Origin of the sequence: Streptomyces chengmaiensis, assembly GCF_029846775.1 — a bacterium.
Lineage (GTDB): Bacteria > Actinomycetota > Actinomycetes > Streptomycetales > Streptomycetaceae > Streptomyces > Streptomyces chengmaiensis.
Genome location: NZ_JARWBG010000053.1, coordinates 13,314 through 33,254, shown reverse-complemented (window position 1 = coordinate 33,254; position 19,941 = coordinate 13,314). Strand labels below are relative to the sequence as shown.

General features: G+C 71.3%; 26 protein-coding genes and 1 pseudogene. 26 read left to right on the top strand and 1 reads right to left on the bottom strand.

What is annotated here, in order from left to right; translation table 11 throughout:
• Positions 1-172 precede the first annotated feature (172 nt).
• Together QCN29_RS30335 and QCN29_RS30330 are read left to right on the top strand one after the other, a co-directional pair.
• Entirely contained in the window at positions 173-802 is a 630-nt protein-coding gene (locus QCN29_RS30335; protein WP_279932187.1) for a hypothetical protein, read from the top strand.
• A 99-nt stretch (positions 803-901) separates the two neighbouring features.
• Positions 902-1,291, top strand: coding sequence for an HAD family hydrolase (locus QCN29_RS30330; protein ID WP_279932185.1), 390 nt, complete (start codon positions 902-904; stop codon positions 1,289-1,291).
• Between the two features lie 424 nt (positions 1,292-1,715).
• On the opposite strand, the gene QCN29_RS30325 is transcribed toward QCN29_RS30330, so the two are convergent.
• Positions 1,716-2,468, bottom strand: coding sequence for a GntR family transcriptional regulator (locus tag QCN29_RS30325; protein ID WP_279932183.1), 753 nt, complete (start codon positions 2,466-2,468; stop codon positions 1,716-1,718).
• A gap of 355 nt (positions 2,469-2,823) precedes the next feature.
• Between QCN29_RS30325 and QCN29_RS30320 the strand changes: the two genes are divergently transcribed.
• The 24 genes and pseudogenes from QCN29_RS30320 (at position 2,824) to QCN29_RS30205 (ending at position 19,941) form a co-directional block, all read left to right on the top strand.
• Complete coding sequence (locus QCN29_RS30320) at positions 2,824-3,432, top strand: hypothetical protein (protein WP_279932182.1); 609 nt, start codon at positions 2,824-2,826, stop codon at positions 3,430-3,432.
• A 210-nt stretch (positions 3,433-3,642) separates the two neighbouring features.
• On the top strand, positions 3,643-4,140 hold the full coding sequence (locus QCN29_RS30315) for an ATP-binding protein (protein WP_279932181.1): 498 nt from the start codon (positions 3,643-3,645) through the stop codon (positions 4,138-4,140).
• Positions 4,141-4,273: 133 nt separating this feature from the next.
• Positions 4,274-4,543 (top strand): WhiB family transcriptional regulator, encoded by a 270-nt coding sequence (locus QCN29_RS30310; protein ID WP_279932179.1) that lies wholly within the window; start codon positions 4,274-4,276, stop codon positions 4,541-4,543.
• On the top strand, positions 4,540-4,779 hold the full coding sequence (locus QCN29_RS30305) for a hypothetical protein (RefSeq protein WP_279932178.1): 240 nt from the start codon (positions 4,540-4,542) through the stop codon (positions 4,777-4,779). Before QCN29_RS30310 ends, QCN29_RS30305 begins: the two co-directional genes overlap by 4 nt.
• A 203-nt stretch (positions 4,780-4,982) precedes the next feature.
• Positions 4,983-5,170, top strand: a pseudogene (locus tag QCN29_RS30300) (DUF5999 family protein).
• A 109-nt stretch (positions 5,171-5,279) separates the two neighbouring features.
• Positions 5,280-5,843, top strand: coding sequence for a DUF6197 family protein (locus tag QCN29_RS30295; RefSeq protein ID WP_279932176.1), 564 nt, complete (start codon positions 5,280-5,282; stop codon positions 5,841-5,843).
• A gap of 156 nt (positions 5,844-5,999) precedes the next feature.
• Entirely contained in the window at positions 6,000-8,540 is a 2,541-nt protein-coding gene (locus QCN29_RS30290) for a collagen-like domain-containing protein (RefSeq protein WP_279932175.1), read from the top strand.
• A 72-nt stretch (positions 8,541-8,612) separates the two neighbouring features.
• Positions 8,613-8,975 (top strand): hypothetical protein, encoded by a 363-nt coding sequence (locus tag QCN29_RS30285; protein WP_279932174.1) that lies wholly within the window; start codon positions 8,613-8,615, stop codon positions 8,973-8,975.
• 256 nt (positions 8,976-9,231) lie between these two features.
• Positions 9,232-9,420, top strand: coding sequence for a hypothetical protein (locus QCN29_RS30280; RefSeq protein WP_279932173.1), 189 nt, complete (start codon positions 9,232-9,234; stop codon positions 9,418-9,420).
• A gap of 117 nt (positions 9,421-9,537) precedes the next feature.
• On the top strand, positions 9,538-10,704 hold the full coding sequence (locus QCN29_RS30275; RefSeq protein WP_279932172.1) for a hypothetical protein: 1,167 nt from the start codon (positions 9,538-9,540) through the stop codon (positions 10,702-10,704).
• A complete protein-coding gene (locus QCN29_RS30270) occupies positions 10,701-11,093 on the top strand; it encodes a hypothetical protein (RefSeq protein WP_279932171.1) in 393 nt (130 codons plus the stop codon). The genes QCN29_RS30275 and QCN29_RS30270 overlap by 4 nt, the downstream gene beginning before the upstream one ends.
• 80 nt (positions 11,094-11,173) lie before the next feature.
• The gene (locus QCN29_RS30265; protein ID WP_279932170.1) at positions 11,174-13,720 is read left to right on the top strand and encodes a hypothetical protein; all 2,547 of its coding nucleotides are present in this window, start codon (positions 11,174-11,176) and stop codon (positions 13,718-13,720) included.
• Between the two features lie 39 nt (positions 13,721-13,759).
• A complete protein-coding gene (locus tag QCN29_RS30260; protein WP_279932168.1) occupies positions 13,760-13,987 on the top strand; it encodes a hypothetical protein in 228 nt (75 codons plus the stop codon).
• Between the two features lie 84 nt (positions 13,988-14,071).
• Positions 14,072-14,590 carry a hypothetical protein gene (locus QCN29_RS30255; protein ID WP_279932167.1) on the top strand — a complete coding sequence of 173 codons (519 nt, stop codon included), beginning with the start codon at positions 14,072-14,074 and terminating at the stop codon, positions 14,588-14,590.
• A gap of 465 nt (positions 14,591-15,055) precedes the next feature.
• Positions 15,056-15,565 (top strand): hypothetical protein, encoded by a 510-nt coding sequence (locus QCN29_RS30250; protein ID WP_279932166.1) that lies wholly within the window; start codon positions 15,056-15,058, stop codon positions 15,563-15,565.
• Positions 15,562-15,912, top strand: a complete 351-nt coding sequence (locus tag QCN29_RS30245) for a hypothetical protein (protein ID WP_279932165.1) — start codon at positions 15,562-15,564, stop codon at positions 15,910-15,912. The genes QCN29_RS30250 and QCN29_RS30245 overlap by 4 nt, the downstream gene beginning before the upstream one ends.
• Positions 15,909-16,871, top strand: coding sequence for an ATP-binding protein (locus QCN29_RS30240; RefSeq protein ID WP_279932163.1), 963 nt, complete (start codon positions 15,909-15,911; stop codon positions 16,869-16,871). Before QCN29_RS30245 ends, QCN29_RS30240 begins: the two co-directional genes overlap by 4 nt.
• Positions 16,868-17,017: a hypothetical protein gene (locus QCN29_RS30235; RefSeq protein ID WP_279932162.1), complete on the top strand. Its 150-nt coding sequence runs from the start codon at positions 16,868-16,870 to the stop codon at positions 17,015-17,017. Before QCN29_RS30240 ends, QCN29_RS30235 begins: the two co-directional genes overlap by 4 nt.
• A gap of 38 nt (positions 17,018-17,055) precedes the next feature.
• Positions 17,056-17,826, top strand: coding sequence for a hypothetical protein (locus QCN29_RS30230; protein ID WP_279932160.1), 771 nt, complete (start codon positions 17,056-17,058; stop codon positions 17,824-17,826).
• A gap of 163 nt (positions 17,827-17,989) precedes the next feature.
• Positions 17,990-18,262 carry a hypothetical protein gene (locus QCN29_RS30225; RefSeq protein WP_398860263.1) on the top strand — a complete coding sequence of 91 codons (273 nt, stop codon included), beginning with the start codon at positions 17,990-17,992 and terminating at the stop codon, positions 18,260-18,262.
• A 93-nt stretch (positions 18,263-18,355) separates the two neighbouring features.
• Positions 18,356-19,033, top strand: coding sequence for a GGDEF domain-containing protein (locus tag QCN29_RS30220; protein ID WP_279932158.1), 678 nt, complete (start codon positions 18,356-18,358; stop codon positions 19,031-19,033).
• Positions 19,030-19,470 carry an ASCH domain-containing protein gene (locus QCN29_RS30215; protein WP_279932157.1) on the top strand — a complete coding sequence of 147 codons (441 nt, stop codon included), beginning with the start codon at positions 19,030-19,032 and terminating at the stop codon, positions 19,468-19,470. Before QCN29_RS30220 ends, QCN29_RS30215 begins: the two co-directional genes overlap by 4 nt.
• Entirely contained in the window at positions 19,467-19,649 is a 183-nt protein-coding gene (locus QCN29_RS30210; protein ID WP_279932156.1) for a hypothetical protein, read from the top strand. The genes QCN29_RS30215 and QCN29_RS30210 overlap by 4 nt, the downstream gene beginning before the upstream one ends.
• Before the next feature lie 115 nt (positions 19,650-19,764).
• Positions 19,765-19,941, top strand: a complete 177-nt coding sequence (locus QCN29_RS30205) for a hypothetical protein (RefSeq protein WP_279932155.1) — start codon at positions 19,765-19,767, stop codon at positions 19,939-19,941.

Here is a 19,941-nt window from a genome sequence, read left to right as displayed (position 1 = left end):
CCATGTCTGTGTGGATCTTATCCACGGACACAGTACCCCCCTCACATCGTGTAACGACACCCCGCCACATGCCGTGTCGCCCTTGCACAGCAACCTTCTGACGTACCACCAGTCCGACGGCGCCCCGCCCCCTTGTTAACTCCTGGGAGCCCGGACCGGCATGATGAGCAGCATGCACGCGACGACCGACCTCCTGGACGTGGAGACCTTCGCCAATCCGGTGCAGCAGCGCCGCTTCGTCGCAGCGATGGAGCGCATCGCCGTCAACCGGGCCACCGGCACACCGGTCCGTGTGTACGTCAGCACCGGACCACAAATGCTGAACAGTTCGAAATGGGACCGGATGCTTGCCCGGATCACGGAGAGGCTCCCCGACGGAGTCGAGGTGCTCCACTTCCGCAACACCTTCAGCAGTGACCACCCATACGACTGGGACACGGTTGTCGGAGACCTCGACGGCCTCGTCATCCTGGGACGACAGAAGCGACCTGGCAGTCGCGTCTTCGTTCTCGGCCCCTTGGCCCGCCTTGAACTGCGCTCGCTCGTCGCGCAGAAGCCCGTGCTGATCTACACCCACAATCTCGGGCTCATCCCGGTTATCGACTGCAAGAGCCAGGTCCTTGGCCCGGAAGACGCACCGCGGCTGAAGCTCATCGCACCGAAGAGATGGCAGCGGGATTCCGCGACACTCAAGGCCGCACTCAACGCCCTCGACCCGGCGAGGGCGGAGGCCTCGGAGAAGCAACGCGTCGATGCCCCCAACCACCTCGCTCGTCCCTTTGTCGCTGCACCCCCTCGCTGAGACAGTGCCTGTGGAGCTGGCATCGGCACCACGCTGAGCGCCCCTCCGCCTTTGCTCCAGCATGCGGATGGCCCCACCAGCACGGATAGAGTCCTCGACGTGCATCAGCGCCTCGCCCTCTTCGACCTGGATGGCACGCTGGTCGACCGGCAGTCGGCGGTCAGCGAGGCCGTCGCTGGCCTGTGCGGCATTCATAGCTTCAGTGCCGAAGTCGAGCAGTGGATGCTCACGGAACTGGCCGACCGCGCCAATGCTGCGGACTTCGCCCGACTCCGAGAGGTCTTCGAACTGGATGAATCCGTAGCGCAGCTCTGGGAGGCGTACGTCGATCGGATGGCGGCCGCCGTCATCTGTCGCCCTGCCTTTCTCGAGGCATGGGCCAACTCCGTGCCGCGGTCTGGACTATCGGCATCGCCACGAACGGCGCCTCCGACATCCAGCGCGCCAAGATCGCCGCGACCGGCATCACCAAGCTGGTCGACGGAATAGCAGCCTCTGGCGACATCGAGGCCCGCGAGCCCGATGCGCAGCTCTTCGAGCTCGCGGCCACCCGCTGCGGCTGGGGATTCGCAGCCGGGATGCCTTTCAGCTTGGTCCTTTCAGCCACCTCGCGGAGGCGCTCGCCGGCCTTCTCCAGGGTCAGACCGTGGGCGTCCCGCTGCTCCCGCAGGCGGTCCGGCAGCCACCCTGCTCGATGCTTCCCCACCCTCATCCCCCTGGTCGTCGTCATGGCCGTGAGCCTAGGCCGCAGCGGCCAATTCCCATGTGTACGTGGATGTTGAAAGTCCGTGAATGCCGGTGCGCACGAGCTTCGACAAAGCGCTGTGATGTTGCATGGCAGCCGCGACCAGTGTGATGGCCCTCACATAGCGATGCGATTGAAGGGGGCAGACCAGTGGTCATTCACACCAGGTCAGGAATGGCCTCCATGCCACACGCCAGGCCGGAGGATGTCCTCCCACACCTCCAGTGGGCCGTCTTCGTCAGAGTAGAGGGTTCGCAGGACCAGGACCGGGACCGGCACGTCCGTCGGCACATCAATGCCGAACTCACTGAGTTCGTTGTTGGAGGCAAGGCGTGCTGTACTCCGTTCAGGGCCTGCCGTGATCGTCTTACCGGTGCGCTCGGCGTACAGATCGTGCCGAAACTTCGGCATCGGTCCCTCATCAAGCAGCTCCGGCAGTGGGATCAGGGCTCGCATGTGGATCATGTTCAGAGCCAAGACCGTGGGCTTGTCGTCCTGCACAAAGGTCCGGCTTCTCAACACGATCTCGTCGTACAAGTCGATTCCGAGAAGATTCGCGATCTCGGGATCTGCGCACGAGCGGAGTACGGAGCGGGAGTTCACATAGCGCTCCCGTGGAGCGAGCGGCCTGCCAGTACGGCGAAGCCGCTCCAAACGAGCGGCACCAGTCAGGACTGCTGGAGGCATGTCGTTGGGCCCGAGAACAGTGGTTCCGATGCCCTGGGTCGTACGGACCAGCCCTTCAGCTTCCAATGCCTGGTAGGCGCGATGAACGGTCGCAACGGCGCCCTTGCCCTCGTTGACGAGGGCCTGGACCGACGGAAGCCGATCTCCGGGCCGATAAGCGCCGTTCACAATCTTCGTCGCGATCTCATCGGCGATCTGTCGCCACTTAGGCGGCTTAGAAGCCGGTGCTGGCATGGCGACTCCTCTCAGCTTGTGTGGTCTCCATCAGTCAAGCACATTCTAGAAGACCTTGACAGTCTTCTAGAAGACCAGCATTGTAGTGGCTGCGGACAACGCTGAGCGCCCTACGCGCTAGCACCATCGCAATAGTCGTCCGCCCTCTGGGGCGGCCGGGGTAGTCCTAGGGGTCACCCAGGGCGCGAGAGCACCATCGAACTCCCCCGGAGCCTGACGGCCGCGACGACTTGTGTGCACGTCGCAGCGCTGTGCGCTGTCTGTCCTGCGGGACGCCGGCCTTGTGCCGTGCGGCCCGGAGGGCGGAGAGAGCATCGCGATCCGCGCCCCGCCACTCCGTCCGTGAGGAGCCCCGATGTCTGCTTCGACCCTTGAGCGCACCGCCCGCCCCCGCCGGAGCCGGACCCGCTCCCGCACCGTTAACGCCCGCCCGGCGCTGGCCCTCTCCACTCTCAAGCCCAACCAGTACGACCTGCGCCCTGCCTGCGCGTCGCTGGTCTGCCCCGACTGTGAGACGTGGGTGCCGATCACCGGCCTCCAGACCAAGCAGCCCAAGCTCGTGCCGCACGACACCGGCCGCGCGAGCAAGGACGCCGCCGTCCGCTGCCGCCTGGGAAGCAACCGCCTGGTCCTCGTCGACATCACGGTCCGGAAGTGGCAGGAGCGCCTGGAGGACGGTCACGCGGAAACCGGCCACCGCCGCCGGACCACCGTGCGGCGCAAGCCGAAGACCGCAGTCGCCCCGGCCGTCAGCCAGATCGCCGCACAGAAGCAGACGACCACGGTTGACCAGCCCGGTGACGGCCAGCCCGAGTGGCTGTTGCGCAAGGAGCAGTGGGCGTCGACCGAGTCGGCGGCTCGCGACACGGACACCCGCCGCGCACAACTGCCCGACGGTGGCGCGCCGCTGGGCGCGCCGCCGGTCCCGCTCAAGACGCTCCACCCTCAGTGCCCCGCGCGCTGAACCCCGCACGAACAACCACGGCCCCGGCCATCCCGAGCGATCGGTATGGCCGGGGCCGTGGCTGCTCGTACGAACAGCCTGAACGAGCGGCCTCGGGATAGCGCCCCGGGGCCGTTCAACGTCCCCGTCCCGTCTGGGAAAGGAACCAGGTTGACCACCATCATGACATCTCCAGCTCCCCCTGGTGTACCAGGAGACAGCAGTCCGGACATGCGCGAGATGCTGCGCCGGGCTCGTCTGGCCGACCAGCGCCGTTCGGTGGAGCGTCCGACATTCCCGGATGTCGTCCCCGGCCTGTACGTCCAGCACCGCGAGGGCGGCTTCGTCGCCCACATCACGGCCTCCGAGTCCACCTTCAGCACGATTCGCGGCCTGACCGTCTCGGTGCCGATGGCGTACGGGGCGGGCCAGGACACCGCGGGCTCCGCGCAGTGGGTCGTCTCGGAACTGCTCGGTAACGCCAAGCGGGCCTGCGGTGATCACGTGCCGCTGGTCATCGAGGTGTACGTCACCGGGCGCGGAATCCAGGTGAACGTGCACGATCCCGCCGCCGATCTGCTGCCGCGCCGCACCGCGGTGGCGATGGACAGCGACAACGCGGAGTCCGGGCGCGGCCTGGGCCTGCTGGACCTGCTGGCACCAGGCTGGGACGTCGCCCCCTCACGGGTCGGCAAGCAGGTCCGCTGTCACCTGCTGGCCGCCGAGTAGCACTCGCACATTGCCGAACAGCGGTGCGGGCGCGAGGAAGGCCGGCCCCATTGGGCCCCGCTTCACCTTGCTGCCCGCCCGTATTTGGCCGACGACGCGACTCACCCAACGTACGAGATGAATGGAGACCCTGATGGATTGGCGTCACAACGCTCTGTGCCGCGAGGAGGACCCGGAGCTGTTTTTCCCGCTGGGGAACACCGGTCCGGCGCTGCTGCAGATCGAGGAGGCCAAGGCCGTGTGCCGCAGGTGTCCGGTGATGGAGACCTGCGGGCGGTGGGCGTTGGAGTCCCGGCAGGACTCTGGGGTGTGGGGCGGCCTGTCCGAGGACGAGCGTCGCGCCATGCTGCGCCGCGACGCCCGCGGCCGCGCCCGGCAGCGGAAGCAGGAGGCCGCGTCATGACCATCCCGCGCTCCCGCCACGTCGGTCCCCGCCCCGACTGGACCGCCGCCGACTACGACTCCTTCGAGGTCCTGGTCGCCCTCGGCGCCCGCCGCCCGGCGGCCCGTGTCACCCGGGCCCGCTCGCCGCGCTCGGCGCGCCGCGCTGTGCGCGCCGCTGTGCGGAGTACCTGTTCCGGCCTCGCTCTGTGGTGGCCGGTCCACCGGCGAACGCACCGCCGCCCCGCCGGTTCCTGAACCTGGGGCCTGAGCAACTGCTCTCCCGCAGCCCACCGTTGCCCATGCGTCACCGGCCCGCGTCCTTGCGCGGTCCGGTGGCGGTGGAGAGCGCTGGGAGCTCCCACTGCTTCCTCGGCTGGCCCTTCTTCCTGCCGAGGTCACTCCACCCCTTCGTGTCCTGGAGGACCACCGCGATCGGCACCATCCGACCGCCCGACTCGCTGTGCACGCGCACGCCGAAGTGCCCGACCGCCGACAGCACGGACCGGGAGGCCGCGCACACCGTCGCGAGCCATCCGGAGCAGGGCTGGTCTGCCTGCTGTGCAACGGCGTCCTGGTCTTCGACACCGGTGAGCTGCTCCCCGACGGCCAGGTCATCGCCCCGCACCGGCCCCTGGCCGCGGCCTGACGGCTGATGTCTGATCCGCCCGCACCGACCGCCGACTTCTGGTGGCCGGGGCGGGCGGTGATGGGGAGCCGGACAGTCCGGACCCGACAAACCCTGAGATGAGGCTCGCATGCCCAAGACGACAAACGCCCCCGCCGCGGCGGTGTTCAGCGGTGCCACGCTGAGGAAGGCGGCGGAACTAGCCGCCGACTTCTACCGGCCGGTGTGGATCGGCCCCTCCGGCGAGGAGTCCTCCGGCGAGGCCGTGGCTCGCCACTTGGAGGCCACCATCGCCCTGCTCGACAAGGACGGCTGGATCCGCGCCTACCACTACGGCAAGGGCTGGTCGGCCGGCGCGGACCTCGCCGACGACGACTCCATGACGGTCAAGGCGATGGTCCGGGTGCTTCTGCGGTTCGTCCGCGACGAGAGCGGCACCGGCCCGCAGCGGACTTTGTCCACCGCCCTGCGCCACGTTGGTGAGGACGGCGGGCACGGAGACACGGACACGGCCTCCATCGGGTCCGACGTCCTGGACCTGGTGATCCAGGCCCACACCGGGTCCGACTCCGCCCGCGCCACACCGTGGTCGGAGCGGCAGCACCGCACCCACGCGGACGTCACTGCCCTGCTGACCGCGGGTGCCCGGTTCGCCCGTACCTACGGGCCCGGCCAGGAAACGGCGGCCGTCTGACCCGCCCGGGGCTGACCGCACCAGCACAACGGCCCTCCGAGTCCCCGGCATTTGAGCTGCCGGGGCCCCGGAGGGCCTGCTCACGACCCTACCGACCCGATGCCGACTGCGGTGACCTCTTGCAGGAGGCGCCGGAGCGTAAGAGAGGACCCCACTGTGGCTCCCAAGACCGCCACCCGCCACAGGCGCCGGAACGCCGCGGCCGCGAAGCCCCGCGTCAATGGGCGGGCCAAGGCACAGGCGCCGGCCACCGTTCCCGCACAGGCCGCCGCCTTCGAGGACACCGTGCCGCTGGTATTCGAGGAGGTCGACCCGGTCGTTGCCGACGCCGCGGACCGTGCCGCCGACCTTCGGGACCTGGCCGCCGACGACGTCGCGCGGATCCTCGCCGACAGCGAGGCGCGCGCCACCGAGCTGCTGGACGGCGCGCGTACCGAGGCGGCCTCGATCACCGAGGCCGCCACCGCGGAGCAGTCCCGCCTCCTGGCCGTCGCCGCGACGGACGCCGACCGGGTCCGCACGGAGGCCGCTACCACGGCGGCCGCCACCGCGGAGCAGCTGCTCGCCGACGCGCACCGCGACGCCGACACCGTCACGACGAAGGCGTCCGGCGAAGCCGACCAGGTCCTCGCCGACGCCAAGGCGGCTGCCGAGCAGCTGCTCGCCGACGCCCGCCGCCAGGCGGAAGAGGTCACCATCACGGCGACCGCACAGGCGGAGCAGGTGAAGACCGAGGCGGCGCAGGCCGCCGCGAAGGCCCTCGCCGACGCGGAGACACAGCGCGCCGAGCTGCTCTCCGGCGCGGAGCGCACCGCGACGGAGACCCGCACCCGCGCCACCACCGACGCTGAACAGCTCCTGGAGCGGGCGCGAGGCGAGGCCGCCCGGCTGCGCGAGAGCGCGGACGCCCAGGCCGTGCAGGTGCGCACCGAAGCGGAGAAGGCGGCCGCCGAGGTGTGTGAGGACGCCGCCCGCGAGCGGGAGGCGTCCCGTGCGGATGCGACTCGCACACGCGCGCTCGCCAAGGAGGACATCGGCCGGCTGCGGGCGACGGCGACCGAGGACGCCGAGCGGCTGACCCGCACCGCCCGCGAGGAAGCCGACCGCATCCTGGCCGCGGCCCGCACCAAACGGGACGCGGAGCTCAAGGAAGCCGAGCATGCCCTGGCGCAGGCCCGGCTGCGGGAAGCGGACGCGGACGTCACGCTGAAGGCGGCCGACGACATGGCGGCCGAAGCCGCCGCCCAGATGAAGCGCGCCACCGACCGCACCGAGCGGGCACTGGAACGCAAGCGCCTCAAGCTCCAGGCCAAAGGGGAACGCAGGGACGCGCAGGAGGCCCGCAAGGCCAAGGCCCGTGAGCTGCGGGCCTCGTCCCGCGCCGGGAAGCCGACCGTGACCGACCGCGTGAAGCAGTTTGTGAAGGTCAACGCGGAACGTCTGATGGTGATCGGCCCGATCACCGCCCCGATGGCCGTGGCGTGGACGGGCCAGGCCGGGTTCGCCGAGGACATCCTCGGCTGGGTCGTCCCGTTCACGATCCTGTTCGCCGCAGCCTGGGAGCTGTCGACGGCGTTCGTCGGCTGGATGTACCACCAGGCCCGCCAGAGCGGCGACGCCGGAACCCTCTACCGGGTCTCCACTTGGATCTTCGCCCTCGGGGCGGCGGTCATGAACTTCTGGCATGCCTCCGGGCAGCCGGTGGCCGGCAGCCGGGTCTGGGACGCGAAGGAGGAGATCTGGACAGAGCAGATCACCTACTGGCACTTCACCCCGAAGGCGGTGGCGTTCGCCGCCATGAGCATCGTCGGCATGGTGCTGTGGGAGCTGTACGCCTCGCTGATCCACCGCCGCAAGCTCCGTGAGGACGGCAAGGTCGCCAAGGCGCGGCCCTCCATCGGGGCGGTCCGCTGGTTCCGCTACCCGGTCCACAGCTTCACCGCCTGGTCTCTCGCGATCACCGACCCGCGCCTGACCACGCTGGACCGGGCCTGGACCGCAGCCGGTGCGCAGCTCGCGGACCGCAAGGCGGTCCGGACCGGTCTGGCCCTGCACCGGGTTGTCGTCCCCCGCATTGGAGCCGACGACCATGGACCGGCCGCCATCCCCACCGTGCTCACCCTGACCCGCACGGACCGGACCGGAACGCTAGAAAGCCCTGCTCCGGTCCGCCCGGTCCAGCACGGCGGGTACGCGGTCCGGTCCGGTCCGGCCGACCGGAAGGCGGTCCACGGCCCGGTCCGGACCGCAGGAGCCACGGACCGGACCGGCGGACCGGCGCTCGCCCTGGAGGCCGGTCCGGCCGGACCGCAGAGCGCTGACCTGCCGACCGGTCCCGGTCCGGACCGGGGACCTCGGACCGTGCCCGCCACCCAGAGTGCGGCGGCCACGCGCGGGGTGACGGTCCGGACCGCCGACGCCGCTCCGAGGCCACAGGAGCCGGACCGCACCGGACCGGCCGGCCAGGAGGCACCGGCCCGCGCAAGCGGTCCGGGCCGAGGCGAGGAAGACGGTCCGGACCGCACGGTCATCACGCTCACGGACCTGGAGCGGACCGCGCTGGACCGGCTCCGGACCGCGAACGAGCCGCTGAACCGGACCAACATCGCCAAGGCGGTCCGGGCCGAGGGTGGCTCCATCGCCACGGACCGCGCCGGACAGATCGCTGTCGCCCTCAAGCAGCACACGGTCCGCTGACCGGACAGCCCGCACGACGTCCTGCCGCTCATAGTCGCCACCGGTCCGCGCTTGCTCACCGAGCGCGGACCGGTGACGGCCACGGCCGGCAAGGCGTCACAGGCGACCGTCACGCTCGCGGAAGTCGCGGCCGTCGCCGGTGTGCCGGTCCCCGAGACCGGTGAGCGCCTGAGCGACGAGCAGCTCGTGGTCGTGCTGCGGCATCTGCGCTACCGCGAGGACCCGCCGCTGTCCTACCGCCAGGCCGTCGCCGCCTTCCGCGAGGCCGGCTTCGTCGGCGGCGAGGAGCGCATCCGCCGCACCTGGGGCGAGCTGATGTCGCGCGACGACGCCACCGAGGCCGAGAAGGCGGCCGAGGATTCGGAAACCAGCCACACCAACGACGATGCAAATGCGGACGAAGAGGACGAGGAAGAGGCCGGTCCCCGGTCCTGAATCCCACCCCTCCGGCACCACCAGTGCGCGCCCGCCCGGCCCCGGCCGGACGGGCGCGTGCTGCGACTGCCAGAGAAACCACGCAGTCGACGAGGCAGCAGCAGACCCCTCCGGCGCAGACCCGGCGAGCGCCACGGCGAGCGACCCCCTGGCCGCAGACCCGAGAAGCAGACCCGGCGAGCGCCACGGCGAGCACCGCCACCGCACAACCGCACCACCGAACCACCCGTCCGCTGAGGGAAGGAGGCGCGGCCCGATGAGCGGCTCCGCGTACTGGAACCGGGAGATCCGAAAGGCCGACCAGCGGTCCCCGAAGGAGGGCGCGACCAAGCGCCTGGACCGGCTGCGCGGCGTGCTGCGCGGCGTCGACCCGGCGGTCGCCAACCGCGCCTGGCGCGAGGTCGGCGACGCCGTCCAGAAGATCACCGAACGCTACACACGGTGATCGTTCACTCATTCGTTCACTCGCGGGGAAGGTGAACGTTCCCGGCCCCTACACGCGTACGTACGCGTACGAGGGCCGCGTTCACCCTCCCCGGTCGCAGACCGTGAAGGGAACGCGATGGAGATTCTGCTCGCCGCCTGCCTGCTGGCATGGGCGGCAGGAGCGCAAAGCGAGCGCGCCGCGCTCGGCATCAGCCCGGCGCAGCGCGAACTGATCAAGGAACAGGTCCGCCACGACAAGACCGTCCGGAAGATCGCCGAGAAGCACGGAGCCACCCCGCCGGCGACGAACCACGCCGGGGTCTCGCCGTGGAAGGAGCCGGCGGCGTCGGGCGAGGGTTCGCTGACGGTTCCGGAGGCGTTTCGGGCCGGCTATCGCGGCCACACCGCGGTCGCCCGTGTCGCGACCCCGATGGGCCGCCGCGTCGGCAGCTGGGCCGCCCGCGGCGTCGCCTGGGGCAAGGACACGGGCCGGGGCGCCCTGCGGGAGTACCGCAAGCGCCGCCAGGCCGCCGGTGAGCCTGACCCGGCCCCGGTCGCCGCGCCCATCCCGCCGATGCCGGCCGAGCCGCCCACCGTGTGGGCGGAGGACGGCTGGGAGCCGGAGGAAGCCGAGAAGCCGCCTGAGTGGGCCTCAGAGCCGCCTGCAGAGGACGACGGCGGTGACTGGTTCACCAACGCCCGCAACGCCCCCAGGGGCCCCGCAGAAGGCCACGCCCCGGTGCCCGGGCCCCGCAGTCCGGCTGACGAGGCTCCGCAACCCGCCGCCAACGCGCCGGATCCGACGCCGGACCCCGGCGACGGCGGTGTCTCAAAAACAACCATCGACGACCGTGGAGGAGTTGGCCGGATGGCATCCGAGGTGAGCTACGACTCCGTCATGGAGGAGAGCGACGAACTCTCCCTCATGTGCGAGGACGACGTGCAGGTCTACGGCCGGATCCGGCAGCGCTGCGAGCGCGAGATCGGCCGCGCCGACCAGCTCGTCGCGCAGCTGGAGGACGTCGGCGCCGGGCCCACCGTCATCGGCTGGGTCACCCGCTGTAGCGAGCAGTACCAGGTGCTGCTCGCCCAGCTGGACGAGCTGGAGAAGAACACGATCTCCCAGGGCGAGGCCGTCGTGAAGGCCAAGGCGCTGCTGGAGGCCGGCCAGGGCTACTACGCCGACATCGCGGCCGACATGGAGTCCGTCGCCGACCGCGACTTCTACATCTCCGACCAGGTCGACGGCGAGGACACCAGCGCAGAGACCGAGACCTACGAGACCCGAGGAGCCCACGCATGAGCGCCACCCAGAAGGCCGGCGCGGCCGTCGCCTACGTCGCCGTCCTCGCCCGCGCGACCGCCTACGGTGTGCGCGCCGCACGCACCAGGGCGGCGGTCGAGCGGCTCGAGGCCCGGTTCAGCGAGCGGGCCGACTCCGCCCGCTACCTGTCCGAGGCGATGACCGTCCTCAACGTCGACGAGCCCACCACCACCGCCTACATGGAGATCGCGACCCTGTCGAACGCCATGGCGGGCAACGTCGGGCAGATCGTCTCCGCTTCCGACTCCCTGTCCACCGCCGCGCAGGGCCTGGACGGCGAGACCCGTGCCCAGCACGGCCGCATGGCGGAGGCCAACCGCACGCACAACGTGCAGATGGCCGACCGCGAGTTCATCCAGCGCCGCTAGGCGCACCCCACCCCGCCCGCAGCGGCCGGGGCCGCCGCGGGCGGTCCCGGCCGCTGCCTTCGCGCCAAGGGAGAAGGCCGATGGCGACCACGACCGCGCCCCAGACAGACGACAAGGACGACGACACCACCCAGGAGCTGACCGGCATCCGGGCGCGGGTCGCCGAGCTGCAGCGCTCCCCCGGCCTGTACGCCGGTGCCGCGCTCGGTCTCGCGCCCACGCTGATGACCGACGGGCAGCTGCTCGTCACCACCTTCGGCGCGACCGGGGTGGCGGCCGGGTGGGCGGCGCTGGGCATGCTGCCCGGCCCGTGGCGGTGGCTGCCGGGCAATGGCGAGCCGTGGGAGTGGATGTGCCGCTCCAGCCGCCGCGGCTACCGGCGCACCCTGCGCCGCATGCGCGCCCGTCTCGCCCAGGGCCACTCCCTTCCGCCGACCCTCGGCGCGGACGGTCGGCTCGTCGACACCCTTGGTGTCGCCGACGGCTGGTACGCGCACCCGAAGCGGCCGGCCCTGGTCCGCGAGGTCACCGCCGATGCCCGCCGGGCCCGTTGCGAGCTGCTGCGCACGGCGTGGGCGCGGCTGCTGCCCGACTGGCAGACGGGCTGGTGGCGCAGATACAGCCCGGTGGAGATGGCCCTGCGGGCCGGTCCCCTCGCGGCGATCCCCGCCACCGGGTTCGTGGACATGCCCTGGTGGGCGCACCTGGTCGTCGGCTCGATCGCCGCGTCGTGGGGCGCGAGGGTGTGGGCGAAGCCCGACCCCGCCAACCCCGAGACGGAGCAGGAGGCGGCGGGCGAGGACTGGTACCTGGCCCGCTGGGTGGAATGGATCGCCTGCGACCGGGGCCCGCTGCCCGCCTCCAAGCTCGCCAGCGTCCACCTGGACGACGACAAGCTGACCGCCGTCATCGTCTCCACCACCGCCAGGCCCGCCACGTCGCTCGCGCAGGACTCGGTGTCGATCGCGTTCGACGTCCCGCCGCGCGCGGTCAACATCTACCGGCCCGACGACATGCCGGCCTCCCGCGCCAAGCTCACCGTGCGCCTGCGCGCCAAGGTCACCGAGCTCGACGAGGACGACCTGCCCGCGGTGTGGAAGGGGTTCAGCCCCTATCCGGGCAGCCAGCTGTACGACGTGGAGGACACACCGTTCGGCCGGAAGTTCAAGATCCTCCTTCCCCGGCGCGGCGCCGGTGTCTCCGAGGTCCAGCCGCGCAGCATCGCCCAGGCCCTCGACATGGAAGGAGAGGACAGCGCGGCCCGGCTTCACCTGCGGGTACTCGACGCCCGCCGGATCGAGGTCAACGACATGTCGATCAACCCGCTGGCCGGCGGGATCCCGCTGGACCTTAACGCCCTGCGCATGGACGACCAGGGCTACGTCACCGTCGGCCGCGACCTGTACGGAGCTCCGGCGAAGTGGCGGCTGCTGAAGTTCGACCCCAAGCGCCGCGGCCTCAGCGGCGGGGCGTCGGCGTCCGCAGTCCACTCCTTCGGCTCGGGCACCACCGGCGCCGGCAAGACCTCCCTGGAGGAGGACCTGCAGATCGCCCAGCGGATGAACGGGTTCGTCTCCTGGCTCGCCGACGGCAAGGGCGGCGCCGGCTACGCCCCCTGGATGAACGACCTGGACTGGATCGTCAAGTCGTTCTACGGGGCGATGCTCATGGGGCAGGCCGCCAACGCGGTCTCCGAGTCCCGCTACGCGGAGCAGATGACCATGCAGTGGCTCGACGCGGAGGGCTACACCGAGAACGGCCGGAGCTTCTTCGTGCCGTTCGAGCCGTTCGCACCGGTGGTCATCACCTGGGACGAGTTCAACGAGATGATCCTCAAGGACCCCACCGCAGACCACGTCAAGCCGCTGCTGCGCAGTGTGTCCAGCGTCGGCCGGCTCTCCCGCGCAGCCGGGATGGCCGCCCGGGTCTGGGTCCAGATCCCGAACCTGGACTCGATCGGCTCGGACGCCAGCGCGAACGCAATCCGCGACATGCTCCAGTCCGGCAACATCGCCCTCTTCCGCACCGCGAGGTCGGACGTGGACGTCATGTCGCTCGGCTCGCGCACCCCCGAGTTCCGGCTCTCCCCGCTCCCGGAGCGGTTCCCGGACGGCTCGGAGACCGGCGGCCTGTTCTACATCGCCGACGGCAAAGCCCAGTACACCCAGTCCCGGGCCATGTTCCACACCAACCCCGCCCGCGTGAGCCGCCAGTTTCCGCTGCCCACGCTCACCGACCGGGAAGCCGAGGTCGCCGGCGCGGCCTACCTGCGCCGGGAGGAATACCGGCACTTGGACGCCGCCGACGAGGAGCAGTTCCTGCGCGAGGTGTTCAAGGAAGAGCAGGCCAAGCCGAATCGCAGGCCCACCGTCATCGACATCAGGCCCCAGGTCGGCCCGGCCGACGCGGATGTCGACGACGAGGACCTGGACGAGCTCGTCCCGCCGACCCGCTCCCAGCTCGTGTGGGACGCGGTCGACAGCGGCGCCCGCCGCAACAAGCAGATCGCCGAGGTCACCGAGCTCAAGCCGACCAACGTCGCAGGCGCCACCAAGCGCCTGGAGCGCCACGGCAAGCTCCACAAGATCGAGCGCGACTGGCACACCGCCGAACGCCTCGACGCCTGACCTGCAGCCCCACCACCCCTTTACTCCGGGAGTAGACCCATGACGCTCACCGTCACCGGCCTGTTCACCATCGTCGCCATCGGCCTCGGCATCTGGTTCAAGAAGGACTCCAGCTTCCGCAAGCGGGAGTTCATCGCCGTCTCCGTGTTCTGGATCCTCGTCGTCGCCACCCCCTGGGGCGCCACCGCCGTCGCCAAGGTCCAGGACGTCATCGGCACCGGCGCCAAGACCGCCAGCGACACCGTCAACTCCGTCTCCAACAAGTAGCCCCAGCCCACGCCGAAGGCGGCCCGCCGAACCGCGGGCCGCCTCCGCCGCGCTCACGGCCCCATGCAGGAAGGAACCCACGTCATGGCCGACCACCGCGACAGCGCGGAACACACCCCGGTGACGGCCCAGGAAGCGTTCGAGGCGGCCCGGCTGCTCGCCGAGGGGTACAGCAGCAACGCCCCCACCGCCACCCACTACCGCGACATCGTGCCCGCCCCGACGCAAGGGGACGCCATGCCGTACGCCCAGCCCGGACGGCCGCCGATGTCCCAAAAGGCCACCGACCACGCCTCCCTCGTCCTGGTCTACTCCCTCGGCTCCCTGCCCGTCGGAGCGGCCATCTCCCTGGTGCTGTGGTCGCTGTCGAGCGTCGACGCCACCACCCTCGCCATCGCCGCGGCCGCCCCGGCCGGGCTCGTCGGCACGATCGGCATCGCCGCCCGGATGATCGGACGCGCCGTACGGGACGGCGCCTCCGCGCTGCCCAGCACCACCATTCACCAGCACCAAGGGCCGACCTACCTGCAGCACAACGAGCTGCACACCGACACCCGCTGGTTCGGCCGCACCACCAACCAGCTCCCGCCCGACAACAGCTGACGCACTGACGTCTGCCTGTCCCCTCCCGCACCCCCACCCGGGGCCCGGGCGCGGGCAGGGAGCCGGAACAGCCCCGCTCCAACGCACCGCCTTACCGACGGGCCGCCGCCCACCGACGCACCCGCGAACAAGCCAAAGCAGTCCGACCGTGCACAGCAACGACCAGACCCCGCAGAACCAGCCCGCCGACACGGCCACCAGCCCACCACATCCCGCCTCGCGGAACTGCGCGCCTGGTGGGACGAAGCCTGGGCCAAAGACGGCGTGCTCCACGAAATGTGGGAGGACCTGCCCCAGGCGCCGGAGCTCGGCTGGCACCTGATGGCCAACTGGGTAAGGCCGCGTGAGCCAGGCCCCGTCCCGACCGTCCAGGCCGGGACGGGGCCCGCACATCCGGGCGGCCGCGCATCGGCAAAGGGTCGACCGCCCGCTCCCTCACCGTTTCGAGTTCAGGAGAGATCCAGCATGCAGCATCGTCCCGCCGTTTTCGCGGCCCTTCTCGGACTGACCCGCGCCGGTAGCGCGATCGGCGATTTCTGGGTGCAGAGCGATTTCTGTGCCCGTGTGAAGGGCGCTTCCGACGACCACCCGGTCACCTACCAGGACCCGGTCACCGGGGAAGAGACGACCCACGGCACGGCTGACGGCCGTTCGGCGTGCCTTCAGCACTGCCTGACCTACACGACCACGCAGGCGATCATCGCCGGGGCTGGCGCCCGCGCCCTCGGCATCCGGGTCCACCCGGCCGCCGCCGCGGTCGCGCTCGCCCTCTCCTTCGCCACTCACTACGCCGCGGACCGACGCGTCCCGGGCAAGGCTTTCCTGGAGAAGATCGCCACCAAGACCGGCAAGGGCGACTTCTACAAGCTGGCCTCGCACGGAATGAATGGCGCGTTCCACCTCGACTCCGCCTGGCACCACGGCTGGGAAACCCTCGCGGCCGTGGTCGCCACCACCAAGGCGACCCCCCGATGACCGGCCGTTCCCGCACGCGCCTGGACCAGGTGCGCGCCTCCGTCGGCATCGCCCAGCTCGCCCTCCAGCAGATCGCCGACGACCTGAGCACCGACGACGTCGACGCCCGCGAGCTCGCCTCGATCCTGCGCGAGCTCCAGGAGGACATCGACGTCCCCGGCGGCCTCTTCCCCGCCCTCGCGCAGCTGGTCACCGCCGCCGCCCGCCGGGCGGAGCAGATCGAGCCCGACCGCGACGGCGACGCCTCCTGCCCCCTGCACGAGGCCGCCGCCCTGCTCACCGACAACGCCGGGCAGCGCCTGAACTGGGCCGCCCGCTCCCTCGACCCGCAAGGAGCTCCCGAATGACCTCGGTGCTGTACCCGAACCTGCCCGAAAGCGGACTGATCGTGCTGATCGGCGCTTCGGGCGCAGGCAAGTCGACCCTGGCCCGCACCTGGCCGGCCTCCCAGGTCCTCTCCCTCGACGCCCTGCGCGACACGGTCAGCGACGACCCCGGCGACCAGGACGCCACGGCCGATGCCGCCGACGTCCTCAAGCTGATCCTGGAGCGCCGGATGGCCCGCAAGCTCAACACGGTCATCGACGCGCGCAACATCGAACAGTCCGTGCGGGTGGAGCTGGTGATGGCCGCCAAGCGGCACGGGATGCCGACCGTCGCGGTCATCGTCGCCACGCCGCTGCGGGTCTGCCTGGAGCGGCAGAGCCCGCGGCCGACTATCCGGCGCGTGCCTGAGGACGTCGTCCGCGCCCAGCACCGGGCCATGGTCCACTCCCACCAGCGACTCGCGGCCGAAGGCTTCAACACCATCGTGTTCGCCGACACCTTGTACCGCCTGGAGCCGTTCCTGAAGCAGCTCTCGCAAGTCCGGGAGGCCGACCTCGGGCGCGACGGCAGCGACGGCCTGGGCGACCTGTGGCTGGTCCGCCGCTTCTTCGGCCCGGAGATCCTGCCGCTGTGGCGGTGGCGGCCCGGCTCGGACCTGGTGACCGGCCGGGACCGCGCCGCGGAGATCCGCCTCGGGCCGCAGTCCCTCACCCTGGCGTTCCGCGACGACGTCGACGGAGAAGGCGACTTCGGCTTCGACGTGGCGCTGCCCTGCCCCTTCGACCCGGAGTGCACCGGGCAGGCGTGGGCGCCGGCCTACTCGGTCACCGACCTGCACAAGGCGCTGACCGGCGCCATGGACAGCGACCCGGACATCGTCTGCACCGTCCACGGCGACGGCACCGACGACCACGACCACGACGATGACCCCGAGGGCCGCGCCGGCCTTCAGGCGCAGTACGCGGACGCGGTCGCATGAGCCGCGCCACCGACGGCCCGCACCCGCTCACCCCGGCCGACCTCCCGGCCGGGGATGAATGGGCCCACGGCTGCCCGACCTGTCACCTCCCGATCCAGGGCGGCACCGCCGGCCTCGCCGCGCACCGCCGCACCGTCCAGTTATGAGCGGCCCGCCCGCTCCTGCCCCTCTCACGGAGGCCCGCATGGCCCGCAAGCCCGTCACCTGGTACATCGCCACCCCCGCCGACGGCATCATCGAGACGTCCCGGCACGCCGGAACCCCGGTGAACCTCGCCGCCAACGTCGGCCAGGTCCTCGACCACCCCAAGCCCTGCACCAACCTGTGGTTCGACGAGAGCCCCTTCTCGTACTTCCGCATGGTCAAGTGCGTCGGTGAGGCGCTGGAGGACACCGGCATCTGGCCCATCACCTGGCCCGTTCGGCTGTGGATAGTCCAGCCGCTCGGCCAGACCGGCAACTGGAGCCAGCACTACTCCCCCTACCGGCTGCTCTCCCACCAGATCCGCGTCCTCGAGGAGACCGACGCCCACCGCGCGCTCGGCCCCTGCGGTCGCGACGTCCTGGACGTCGTCCAGCAGCAGATCCCCGAGCGGGCCGTCCGCTGGGCTGCGAACTGGGACGCCAACCCCGAGGGCATGCGCCAGCGGCAGTGGAACTGGGAGCAGTGCGGCGGCTCCACCTGCGGCAGCGGACAGTGGGCGCAGTCGGTGGCCCACGCGACGTCGCACGCCCGCCGCGAGTCGGCCGCCCAGACCTGGACCGAGCACCTCGCACGCCGCGCCGTCGACCAGGCCCTCGCCGACACCAACGCCAGCATGCACGCGTACAGCTATGCCTACGCCCGCGCCGCCGGCCACGCGGTCGCCGCCCAGCACCAGGCCCGCTTCGACGCCTACGTCCTGGACGCGCTCCGCGGCACCGGCCTGGACTCCCCCGCCGCCGTCGCTACCTGACGGGCTCTCCGTGCCGCCCCGGCCTCCTCGCACCACGCAGGGCCGGGGCGGTCGCGGTGGCCCCTCAAGCACTGGCACGGAGAGGAGATGGGCGTCATGCCGCGCACCGAGTTCTAGGTTGACGTCCCGATACACGACACCACCAACCCGGCCCGCAAGGGCGTTGTGGTCGGGTAGCCGGAGACCATTACTGATCCCCGGCCCTCTCAGAGCCGGCGTCGCCGACTCCCCCGCCACAGCCCTGCGCCGCGCCCACGAGGTCTACGACGCCGCGCTCGCCGCACACACGGCCGGACTCAAGATCCCCGGCAAACAGCCGGACCAGTGGGGAGCGCGCGGGCTGAAGCCCGGCCGGCAGATGGAGTGGCCCGCCGCGAAGGCCGGCCCCTGGCACAACCCCCTCAGCTGGACCACTCGCAGCGACTTCACGCTGTAGCTCCGCCCCGGGACAGGCGCCCTTGGCGTCCAAACCTGCCGCCTGTCCCGGGCCTACCCACCCCGTACGAGACGAGAGAGGGAGATCCCCAGTATGGACTCCGTCCTGCACACCCGGGCCCGAATCGGGCAGCGCGCCCTCTTACTGACCACCGCCGCCCTGCCGTTGACCGGCTGGGCCGTCCACGCCGTCGCCCTGCACAAGCGACTGGCTGCCACCCGGAAAGATCCGCTGACCGGGCTGCTGCGCCGCGACGCCTACACCGCCCGCGCCCGCCGGCTCCTGGCCCGGCACGACGACGACACGGCGGTGGTCTTGGTCGACCAGGACCACTTCAAGGCCGTGAACGACGACTTCGGCCACCCGGCCGGAGACGCCGTCCTGGCCGCCACCGCCACCCGGCTCACCGCGTGGGCGGGCCCGCGCGCGTCCGTCGGCCGTCTCGGCGGCGATGAGTTCGCCGTCGTCGTCCAGGTACCCGCCGCTGGCCTGGAGCAGCGCCTCGCGCAGCTGGTCCGCATGCTCCACACACCGGTCGTCCTGGACGACGGCCGCACCCTCGACATCGCCGCCTCGGTCGGCGCCGCGACCCCGGACATGGTCGGCTCCCGCGATCTGACCGTGCTGCAGCGGGCCGCTGACGCCGCGCTGTACGACGGCAAGCACACCGGACGGGCCCACCTCGCCACCCAGCAGCACGCCGCGGTGCCGTCCATCAACGGCCGCCGCGCCGGGCGCCCGGGAACGGCCGTGTGGGGGCGAGCCGCATGAGCACCGCGACCCTTCCCAAGCGCGACTGGATCCGCGGCATCACCATTCGGCAGCCGTACGCGGGCTGCATCCTCGCCGGTGCCAAGACGGTGGAGAACCGTCCGAACCGATGGCGGCCGGGCTGGGTGCTGCTGCACACGAGCAAGACGATGGACCAGCCCGCCCTGCGCATCCTGCTGATCGGCCGCACGATTCGCAGCCGACAGCTGGTCACAGGCGCAGTGGTCGGCGTCGCCCGGATCACCGACTGCCACCAAGACCCCGAGGGGTTGCCACCCTGCTCGGAATGGGCGCACCTCGGCGCGTGGCACTTGGTGCTCGCGGACGTCCAAGAGCTCGCCCTGCTCATCCCAGCACGCGGGCAGGTCGTGCCCTGGAAACCGGCCCCGGACCTGGTGGAGCAGGTGTTCCAGCAGCTGCCCGGCTTCCGGCCGTGACCAGCCGCCACCGCAAAACGCCGCTGTGGGAGCCGGGCCTAATCCCGGCTCCCGGCGCGCTCCTCGAATGGCGTGACAGCCAGCACTTCGACCGCTGGCAGGACCGCCCCTGCGTGCTGTGCGAGAAGCCCACGCCGATGCGCTCCCACTACGGGGAGCCCGTGCACAAGGTGCGCTGAGGACTGGATCGCCGCGAACCCGGTTGAGGCCCGCCTCGGCAGGTTCGCCTCCGACGTCCAGTCCAGGTGCCGGCGCGACGACGACCACGCCTGATCCCTCCCGACGGAGGCCCCTATGAACAGCACCGAGCAAGACGTCAACCACGCCCTCGTCTACCCCGAGCCGCCCGCTTCCCCGCTCTGGCACCGCCACGGTGCACAGAAGCCCCGGCCGCTCACCCCCGACCAGCAGCAGCGCAACCGCGAACTCCTGGGGCTCGCCCAGCGCAAGCCCCGCACCACCGCCGCGTAG

Bases quoted from the DNA above. Each gene is read 5' to 3' on its own strand.
- QCN29_RS30320 (WP_279932182.1), top strand. From the start codon at position 2,824: ATGTCTGCTTCGACCCTTGAGCGCACCGCCCGCCCCCGCCGGAGCCGG.
- QCN29_RS30325 (WP_279932183.1), bottom strand. From the start codon at position 2,468: ATGCCAGCACCGGCTTCTAAGCCGCCTAAGTGGCGACAGATCGCCGAT.
- QCN29_RS30240 (WP_279932163.1), top strand. From the start codon at position 15,909: ATGACCTCGGTGCTGTACCCGAACCTGCCCGAAAGCGGACTGATCGTG.
- QCN29_RS30245 (WP_279932165.1), top strand. From the start codon at position 15,562: ATGACCGGCCGTTCCCGCACGCGCCTGGACCAGGTGCGCGCCTCCGTC.
- QCN29_RS30270 (WP_279932171.1), top strand. From the start codon at position 10,701: ATGAGCGCCACCCAGAAGGCCGGCGCGGCCGTCGCCTACGTCGCCGTC.
- QCN29_RS30205 (WP_279932155.1), top strand. From the start codon at position 19,765: ATGAACAGCACCGAGCAAGACGTCAACCACGCCCTCGTCTACCCCGAG.
- QCN29_RS30310 (WP_279932179.1), top strand. From the start codon at position 4,274: ATGGATTGGCGTCACAACGCTCTGTGCCGCGAGGAGGACCCGGAGCTG.
- QCN29_RS30280 (WP_279932173.1), top strand. From the start codon at position 9,232: ATGAGCGGCTCCGCGTACTGGAACCGGGAGATCCGAAAGGCCGACCAG.
- QCN29_RS30275 (WP_279932172.1), top strand. From the start codon at position 9,538: ATGGAGATTCTGCTCGCCGCCTGCCTGCTGGCATGGGCGGCAGGAGCG.
- QCN29_RS30295 (WP_279932176.1), top strand. From the start codon at position 5,280: ATGCCCAAGACGACAAACGCCCCCGCCGCGGCGGTGTTCAGCGGTGCC.
- QCN29_RS30250 (WP_279932166.1), top strand. From the start codon at position 15,056: ATGCAGCATCGTCCCGCCGTTTTCGCGGCCCTTCTCGGACTGACCCGC.
- QCN29_RS30315 (WP_279932181.1), top strand. From the start codon at position 3,643: ATGCGCGAGATGCTGCGCCGGGCTCGTCTGGCCGACCAGCGCCGTTCG.
- QCN29_RS30305 (WP_279932178.1), top strand. From the start codon at position 4,540: ATGACCATCCCGCGCTCCCGCCACGTCGGTCCCCGCCCCGACTGGACC.
- QCN29_RS30335 (WP_279932187.1), top strand. From the start codon at position 173: ATGCACGCGACGACCGACCTCCTGGACGTGGAGACCTTCGCCAATCCG.
- QCN29_RS30260 (WP_279932168.1), top strand. From the start codon at position 13,760: ATGACGCTCACCGTCACCGGCCTGTTCACCATCGTCGCCATCGGCCTC.
- QCN29_RS30235 (WP_279932162.1), top strand. From the start codon at position 16,868: ATGAGCCGCGCCACCGACGGCCCGCACCCGCTCACCCCGGCCGACCTC.
- QCN29_RS30265 (WP_279932170.1), top strand. From the start codon at position 11,174: ATGGCGACCACGACCGCGCCCCAGACAGACGACAAGGACGACGACACC.
- QCN29_RS30215 (WP_279932157.1), top strand. From the start codon at position 19,030: ATGAGCACCGCGACCCTTCCCAAGCGCGACTGGATCCGCGGCATCACC.
- QCN29_RS30255 (WP_279932167.1), top strand. From the start codon at position 14,072: ATGGCCGACCACCGCGACAGCGCGGAACACACCCCGGTGACGGCCCAG.
- QCN29_RS30230 (WP_279932160.1), top strand. From the start codon at position 17,056: ATGGCCCGCAAGCCCGTCACCTGGTACATCGCCACCCCCGCCGACGGC.
- QCN29_RS30220 (WP_279932158.1), top strand. From the start codon at position 18,356: ATGGACTCCGTCCTGCACACCCGGGCCCGAATCGGGCAGCGCGCCCTC.